The organism is Vibrio sp. N418 (assembly GCF_000222565.1).
GTDB lineage: Bacteria > Pseudomonadota > Gammaproteobacteria > Enterobacterales > Vibrionaceae > Vibrio > Vibrio scophthalmi.
The window spans coordinates 1-741 of record NZ_AFWD01000083.1 but is presented as its reverse complement, the minus strand read 5'-3'; the positions used below and the strand labels follow the sequence as shown (position 1 = coordinate 741).

At 41.7% G+C, this 741-nt stretch carries 1 protein-coding gene; it reads left to right on the top strand.

Going from position 1 to position 741, the window contains the following annotated elements:
* Positions 1 to 100: 100 nt before the first annotated feature.
* Positions 101 to 601 carry a GNAT family N-acetyltransferase gene (locus RH86_RS17030; protein WP_009387539.1) on the top strand — a complete coding sequence of 167 codons (501 nt, stop codon included), beginning with the start codon at positions 101 to 103 and terminating at the stop codon, positions 599 to 601.
* Positions 602 to 741 lie beyond the last annotated feature (140 nt).

The window sequence follows — 741 nt, the reverse complement described above, 5'->3', positions numbered from 1 at the left end:
GGGTGGTCGCGTTGTTCACCACTTAATGCGGCGTTAGTTGTTGCCGAAAATATTCAACTCCTGTACAAATCGAGCCTTGATAAAACAGGAGTGCAGTTGAATGAGTTTAGTAGTAAGACAAGTAATCGTAGATGACGCTCAAGGTGTTGCTGATGTACTTAACCCGATCATTGTTGAAGGCTTATACACTGTATTGGATACGACGTTTTCGGTAGACGAAGAAAAAGAATTTATCGCCCAGTTTCCGGAACAAGGTGTGTTTACTGTTGCAGTGAATGTTGAGAAATCTGAGGTTGTTGGTTTTCAGAATGTGGAACCATTTGCGTCATATACTAAAGCGTTTGCCCATGTTGGGATTATTGGGACATTTGTTGGTGGCACTAGTCAGGGGCAAGGTGTTTCCAAAAAGCTATTTGAGTCGACTTTTGAAGTAGCAAAGCAAAAAGGGTATGAAAAGTTGTTTGCCTACGTTCGTAGTGACAATGAACGCGCATTGGCGGCTTACTTGAAACAAGGCTTTGAGGTTGTAGGAACAGCTAAGAAACATGCCAAGGTAGGCGGTGTGTATGTTGATGAAGTCTTAATTGAGAAATTTCTGTAATCCTCAAAAAGCAACAACTAACAAAGTGTTTAAGAGGGACTCAAAACGCTTGGCGATTTTGAGTCAAATTTGAATTAAGTGTTGAATCACAAAGTTTTAGTTGTGGGGCGTAGCGTCTTTCGCCCCTTAACACGGCGTTA

Bases quoted from the DNA above. Each gene is read 5' to 3' on its own strand.
- RH86_RS17030 (WP_009387539.1), top strand. From the start codon at position 101: ATGAGTTTAGTAGTAAGACAAGTAATCGTAGATGACGCTCAAGGTGTT.